This is a genomic window from Streptomyces sp. NPDC126497, assembly GCF_040302425.1.
Classification (GTDB): Bacteria; Actinomycetota; Actinomycetes; order Streptomycetales; family Streptomycetaceae; genus Streptomyces.
The window spans coordinates 21,044-27,096 of record NZ_JBEORT010000096.1 but is presented as its reverse complement, the minus strand read 5'-3'; the positions used below and the strand labels follow the sequence as shown (position 1 = coordinate 27,096).

Annotated in this window: 7 protein-coding genes; 6 read left to right on the top strand and 1 reads right to left on the bottom strand. The window is 71.2% G+C overall.

Annotation, left to right across the window (positions count from 1 at the left end):
- The first annotated feature begins 61 nt into the window (after positions 1-61).
- The 3 genes from ABTY20_RS28865 to ABTY20_RS28855 all read left to right on the top strand — a co-directional run bounded on the left by ABTY20_RS28865 (position 62) and on the right by ABTY20_RS28855 (position 1,417).
- Positions 62-397, top strand: coding sequence for a YnfA family protein (locus ABTY20_RS28865; protein ID WP_352000006.1), 336 nt, complete (start codon positions 62-64; stop codon positions 395-397).
- A gap of 106 nt (positions 398-503) precedes the next feature.
- The gene (locus tag ABTY20_RS28860; protein WP_352000004.1) at positions 504-1,280 is read left to right on the top strand and encodes an SDR family NAD(P)-dependent oxidoreductase; all 777 of its coding nucleotides are present in this window, start codon (positions 504-506) and stop codon (positions 1,278-1,280) included.
- Positions 1,280-1,417, top strand: a complete 138-nt coding sequence (locus ABTY20_RS28855; protein ID WP_352000002.1) for a hypothetical protein — start codon at positions 1,280-1,282, stop codon at positions 1,415-1,417. The genes ABTY20_RS28860 and ABTY20_RS28855 overlap by 1 nt, the downstream gene beginning before the upstream one ends.
- A gap of 39 nt (positions 1,418-1,456) precedes the next feature.
- On the opposite strand, the gene ABTY20_RS28850 is transcribed toward ABTY20_RS28855, so the two are convergent.
- Positions 1,457-2,650: an RtcB family protein gene (locus tag ABTY20_RS28850; protein ID WP_352000001.1), complete on the bottom strand. Its 1,194-nt coding sequence runs from the start codon at positions 2,648-2,650 to the stop codon at positions 1,457-1,459.
- A gap of 217 nt (positions 2,651-2,867) precedes the next feature.
- Between ABTY20_RS28850 and ABTY20_RS28845 the strand changes: the two genes are divergently transcribed.
- The 3 genes from ABTY20_RS28845 to ABTY20_RS28835 all read left to right on the top strand — a co-directional run bounded on the left by ABTY20_RS28845 (position 2,868) and on the right by ABTY20_RS28835 (position 6,037).
- A complete protein-coding gene (locus tag ABTY20_RS28845) occupies positions 2,868-3,671 on the top strand; it encodes a DUF3558 domain-containing protein (protein WP_352000000.1) in 804 nt (267 codons plus the stop codon).
- A 134-nt stretch (positions 3,672-3,805) separates the two neighbouring features.
- Positions 3,806-4,651 carry a DUF3558 family protein gene (locus ABTY20_RS28840; protein WP_351999998.1) on the top strand — a complete coding sequence of 282 codons (846 nt, stop codon included), beginning with the start codon at positions 3,806-3,808 and terminating at the stop codon, positions 4,649-4,651.
- 90 nt (positions 4,652-4,741) lie between these two features.
- Complete coding sequence (locus ABTY20_RS28835; RefSeq protein WP_351999996.1) at positions 4,742-6,037, top strand: DUF2637 domain-containing protein; 1,296 nt, start codon at positions 4,742-4,744, stop codon at positions 6,035-6,037.
- Positions 6,038-6,053 lie beyond the last annotated feature (16 nt).

The following is a 6,053-nucleotide window of genomic DNA, read 5'->3' as shown; positions in this document are numbered from 1 at the left end:
CGTACCCGGCCCGCGCCGGGCGCCCCCCGCCGGGTGCCGCACCGCGTGCGATGCTGCCCGCATGCCGATCCTCCGTTCCGCCGCCCTGTTCGTCCTCGCCGCCGTCCTGGAGATCGGCGGCGCCTGGCTGGTCTGGCAGGGCGTGCGCGAACACCGCGGCCGGCTGTGGGCGGCCGGCGGCGTCCTCGCCCTCGGCGCCTACGGCTTCGTCGCCACCTTCCAGCCCGACGCCCACTTCGGCCGCGTCCTCGCCGCGTACGGCGGGATCTTCGTCGCCGGTTCGATCCTGTGGGGCGTGGTCGCCGACGGCTACCGCCCGGACCGCTGGGACGTCACCGGCGCGCTGGTCTGCCTCACCGGGATGGCCGTGATCATGTGGGCCCCGCGCAACGGCTGACGCCTCCGCCGCCGGAGCCGCCGCCCGCCCCGCCGCCGCCCGGCCGTCCCCGCCTATGCTGGCCGCACAGACCCCCGCCACGACCCGTACGTCCGAGGAGCAGCCCATGGCCACCGCCGTACCGCCCGCCGCGTCCCGCATCGCCGTCGTCACGGGTGCGAGCAGCGGGATCGGCGCCGCCACGGCCCGCCGGCTCGCCGAGGCCGGCTACCGCGTCGTCCTCACCGCCCGCCGCAAGGACCGCATCGAGGCGCTCGCCGAGGAGATCACCGCGGCCGGGCACGCGGCGACGGCCTACCCGCTCGACGTCACCGACCGCGCCGCCGTCGACGAGTTCGCCACCGCCTTCAAGACCGTCGGCGTCCTCGTCAACAACGCCGGCGGAGCGCTCGGCGCCGACCCGGTCGCCACCGGCGACCCGGACCAGTGGCGCACCATGTACGAGACGAACGTCCTCGGCACCCTCAACCTCACCCAGGCCCTGCTGCCCAAGCTGGACGCCAGCGGCGACGGCACGGTCGTGGTCGTCTCCTCCACCGCCGGCCACGCCACCTACGAGGGCGGCGCGGGCTACGTCGCCGCCAAGCACGGCGCGCACGTCCTCGCCGAGACCCTGCGCCTGGAGATCGTCGGCCGCCCGGTGCGCGTCATCGAGATCGCGCCCGGCATGGTCAGGACCGACGAGTTCGCCCTCACCCGCTTCGGCGGCGACGCGGAGAAGGCCGCCAAGGTCTACCAGGGCGTCGCCGAGCCGCTCACCGCGGACGACGTGGCCGACACCATCACCTGGGCGGTGACCCGCCCGCCCCACGTCAACATCGACCTGATGATCGTCCGCCCGCGCGCACAAGCCTCCAACACCAAGGTTCACCGGGAGCCGTGATGTCCGACAGCGAGCAGCGCCGCCTGGCCCTGGAGACGAAGCGCGAACGCTACGTCTGGTACTACCTCGGCTACTTCCTCTTCGGCATCCACATCGTGGCCTTCGTCATGATCTACGCGGTCAGCCACGCGAAGTAGCGGGCCCCCCGGACCCGCCCTCCTCGTCGCCCTGTCGCGTCAGCCCTTCACGCAGACGACCTGCTTCAGCTTCGCGACGACCTCCACCAGGTCCCGCTGCCGGTCGATGACCTGCTCGATCGGCTTGTACGCGCCCGGGATCTCGTCCACGACGCCGGAGTCCTTGCGGCACTCCACGCCCCGCGTCTGCTCCTCCAGGTCCTTCGTCGAGAAGCGCCGCTTCGCCGCGTTGCGGCTCATCCGCCGGCCGGCGCCGTGCGACGCCGAGTTGAAGGACCTGGCGTTGCCGAGGCCCTTGACGATGTACGACCCGGTGCCCATGGAGCCCGGGATGATCCCGTACTCGCCGGAGCCCGCGCGGATCGCGCCCTTGCGGGTCACCAGCAGGTCCATGCCCTCGTAGCGCTCCTCGGCCACGTAGTTGTGGTGCGCGCTGATCTCCGGTTCGAAGGTCGGCCCGGCCTTCTTGAACTCCTTGCGGACCACGTCCTTCAGGAGCGCCATCATGATCGAGCGGTTGTACTTCGCGTACTCCTGCGCCCAGAAGAGGTCGTTGCGGTACGCCGCCATTTGTGGAGTGTCCGCGACGAAGACGGCGAGGTCGCGGTCGACCAGGCCCTGGTTGTGCGGGAGCTTCTGGGCCACGCCGATGTGGTGCTCGGCGAGCTCCTTGCCGATGTTGCGGGAACCGGAGTGCAGCATCAGCCAGACGGAACCCTCCGTGTCGGTGCACACTTCGATGAAATGGTTGCCCCCTCCCAGGGTGCCCATCTGCTTCACGGCGCGCTCCTCGCGGAACCTCACCGCGTCCGCCACCCCGCCGAAGCGGCTCCAGAAGTCGTCCCAGCCGCCCGTCCCGAAGCCGTGCAGCCGCCCCGGGTCGACCGGGTCGTCGTGCATCCCCCGGCCCACCGGGATGACCTGCTCGATCTTCGACCGCAGCCGCGACAGGTCACCGGGCAGGTCGTCGGCCGTCAGGGACGTCCGCACCGCGGACATGCCGCAGCCGATGTCGACGCCCACCGCGGCCGGGCACACCGCACCCCGCATCGCGATCACCGACCCGACCGTCGCGCCCTTGCCGTAGTGCACGTCCGGCATCACGGCCAGGCCCTTGATCCACGGCAGGGTGGCGACGTTGCGCAACTGCTGGAGGGCGCCCTCCTCCACCGTCGCCGGATCCGCCCACATGCGGATCGGCACCTTGGCACCCGGCAGTTCCACGTACGACATAACGTCCCCATTCCCCCAGAAGGCAAGCAGAATTCCTGAATCGCAAAACCGGCGCCAAGGTCGGTGAAAAGGGATGGGAGACCGGCGTTCACGGCAGTGCGTGCGATACACATTGTCTGCCGGGGGCGCCCCCGTGCGGCAAGCGATTAACCAGCGGGGACACTGGGGGGACCCGGCGGGCACCGGCCCGCACCCCACCGTCGAGAGGAGCCCGACCGTGCAGCGGAAGGCGTACGTATCCGGCGTCGCCGCGCTCCTGGCGGCCGTCCTGGCCGGCTGCACCGGCAGCTCGGACGAGGGCGGCCGGTCGGACAGCTCCGATCCGGGAAGCGCCGGTACGGCCACCCAGGCCGCCCAGCCCGGCAAGTACGCCACGCTCCCCGAGCCCTGCGGCGTGGTCGACCGTACGACGCTCGAACAACTCCTGCCCGGCATCGGGGAGATGACCGACGAGGCACAGCGCGAGAAGGCGTACGCGGGCGAGGCGACCCTCACCTACGACACCGACCGCAAGGTGGGCTGCCGTTGGAAGGTGGAGTCGGCGGCGGCGACCGACCACCTGCTGGTCGACTTCGAGCGGGTCGTCTCCTACGACAACGCCGTCAGCGACGACGCCCAGGCCGAGGAGCTCTTCGCGACCCGGCAGGCGGCGGCGCACCTGCCGGAGCCGACGGTGACGACCACCGAGTCCGGCACTCCGTCCATCGACCCCTCCGCGGACCCGAGTTCGTCCCCCTCGTCCGGGTCGTCCGCCGCCTCGCCGTCCGTCGCCCCCTCCGACCTCCAGCCCCGCTTCCTGGAGGACCTGGGCGAGGAGGCGTTCCTCGACGACGAGCTGGACGACTCCGGTTCGACCGCCGAGCGGCGCACGGTGACTGTGGCGTTCCGCACGTCCAACGTGATCGTGACCGTCGAGTACGCGGAGCAGCCGATGACCGTCGGAGTCGTCCCGGACAGCAAGGAATTGCAGGACAGGGCACGGAAGCTGGCCTCGGAGCTGGCCGGTTCACTGAACGGCTGAACATGCCCCGCGGCCCCTCCGCCCCTGTGCGCGAAGCGTGCGGGGGAAGACCGTACGGGTGGCTCACCGCGTACCGTGACCCCTCGGATCCCGTTCCGACCGCAGGGAACACGAGCGTCATGAGTGAAGGAACCATGCAGCGACGAGCAGAGCGAGAGCAGCCCGAGCGAGCGAAGCGCCTTACCCGCGTTCTTGTCTGCGCGGCAGCCGTCCCCGTGATGCTGGTCACCGCCGGCTGCTCCTCGGACTCCGGCTCCGACGACGGCGGTGACAAGGCCGCCTCCGCCTCGGCCTCGCCGTCCGCGAGCCCGTCCCCGACCGTGCGGGAGGCGGCGTACCGGACGCTCCCGGAGCCGTGCGCGGTGCTGTCCGAGAAGACCCTGGACGACCTGGTGCCGAAGGCGAAGTCGGGCAAGGAGGGCTCCTCCGACGACATCTCCACCCGGGGCAGCTGCTCCTGGGACAGCCTGGAGAACAACGGCGTGAAGGGTTCGCAGTTCCGCTGGCTGAACGTGTCGATGCTGCGCTTCGACTCGGACACCACCCGCGGCCCTGGCGACGAGCTCGCCCGGGAGTACTACGGCAAGCAGGTGCGGGACGCCCAGTCGGACGAGGGCGCGAAGAACGTCAGGACGGAGCCGGCCGACGGGATCGGCGACGAGGCGACGACGGTGCGTTACGACCTGAAGAAGAAGGAAGGCACCTTCAAGCAGCAGACGGTCGTGGCCCGCGTCGAGAACGTGGTCGTCACCCTCGACTACAACGGCGCCGGCCTCGCCGGTGACAGGACGCCGGACGCCGACGACCTGGTGAAGGACGCGCGGAAGGCGGCCAAGGAGGCCGTGGCCTCGGTGACGGAGGCGAACGGCACGGATGCCGCGCCGTCGAAGTCGCCCTCGAAGTCGGCGTCCCAGTCGCCCTCGAAGTCCCCTTCGAAGTCGGCCTCGCAGTCCGCTTCGAAGGCGTCGAGCAAGGACTGACGCGGCCCTGAACCGGAACCGGCCACTCGTCCTCCGCACACATGTGCCACTCTGTTGCGCGCAACAACACGCACTGGGAGGGGAGTACGGGTGGCCGCGCCACTGCAGCTGACACGGATGCACCGGGTTCTCATCGGCGTGGTCGTCTTCGGTGCCGTGATCATCGCCGGGATCGGCTTCGCGGGTTCGTACGCGGCCGTCCGTGAGCTCGCCCTGCAGAAGGGCTTCGGGAACTTCAGCTACGTCTTCCCGATCGGCATCGACGCCGGCATCTGCGTCCTGCTCGCCCTGGACCTGCTGCTGACCTGGATCCGCATCCCGTTCCCGCTGCTGCGGCAGACGGCGTGGCTGCTGACGGCGGCGACGATCGCGTTCAACGGCGCGGCGGCGTGGCCCGATCCGCTCGGCGTGGGCATGCACGGCGTGATCCCGGTGCTGTTCGTGGTCTCGGTGGAGGCGGCCCGGCACGCGATCGGGCGGATCGCCGACATCACCGCCGACAAGCACATGGAGGGCGTCCGGCTCACCCGCTGGATGCTGTCGCCGGTGCCGACGTTCCTGCTGTGGCGCAGGATGAAGCTGTGGGAGCTGCGCTCCTACGAGCAGGTGATCAAGCTGGAGCAGGAGCGTCTGGTCTACCAGGCTCGCCTGCGCTCCCGCTTCGGCCGCGCCTGGCGCCGCAAGGCCCCGGTCGAGTCGCTGATGCCGCTGCGCCTCGCCAAGTACGGCGTTCCCCTGGCCGACACGGCTCCGGCGGGCCTGGCGGCGGCGGGCATCGAACCGGCCCTGATCCCCCCGGCGCCGGAACTCGGGACGACCGCGGACGCGGCGGCGGGCAGTCGTGCCGCCGGGGCGGCACGGGTGGCAGCGCCTTCCGGCGAGCAGCGGCTGGAGCTGGAGGGCAACCAGGACCCCGCACCGCGGGACGACGCGGTCGGCAATCCGTGGCTGCACGCCCGCGACCCGCAGTCCGTCGAGTACCACGGCGGCTACGACCCCACGTACGACCCCGACGAGGAGTACGCCCGCTGGTACGCGGAGCAGCGGCAGGCCGAGCAGTACCAGGACCAGTACCAGGAGGAGCCGCCCCTCCAGGAGCCCTCCCCGGAGGAGACCGGCAGCTTCCCCATCCCGGTCGTCCCCGGCCGCACCCGCGAGCTGGGCGAGGGCGGTGGCACCCCCGCGTCCGACCCGGACGAGGAGGCGTACTACCAGGTGTTCCGTGAGTCGATAAAGAGCGGGAACGGAGCTCCCACCCCGCGCGGGTTCATCGCCGACGTCGAGGCGACCTACGGTGTCGCCCTCGACGAGGCCGATGCCAAGCGCATGGTGAACCGCTTCTCCAACCGCCTGAACGCGGAACTGACCGACGAGCACATCGCCTAGCGCATACGGCGCAGGG

What these genes read in the sequence shown, in the direction of transcription:
- ABTY20_RS28850 (WP_352000001.1), bottom strand. Translation starts at nt 2,650, where the DNA reads ATGTCGTACGTGGAACTGCCGGGTGCCAAGGTGCCGATCCGCATGTGG.
- ABTY20_RS28840 (WP_351999998.1), top strand. Translation starts at nt 3,806, where the DNA reads ATGCAGCGACGAGCAGAGCGAGAGCAGCCCGAGCGAGCGAAGCGCCTT.
- ABTY20_RS28865 (WP_352000006.1), top strand. Translation starts at nt 62, where the DNA reads ATGCCGATCCTCCGTTCCGCCGCCCTGTTCGTCCTCGCCGCCGTCCTG.
- ABTY20_RS28855 (WP_352000002.1), top strand. Translation starts at nt 1,280, where the DNA reads ATGTCCGACAGCGAGCAGCGCCGCCTGGCCCTGGAGACGAAGCGCGAA.
- ABTY20_RS28860 (WP_352000004.1), top strand. Translation starts at nt 504, where the DNA reads ATGGCCACCGCCGTACCGCCCGCCGCGTCCCGCATCGCCGTCGTCACG.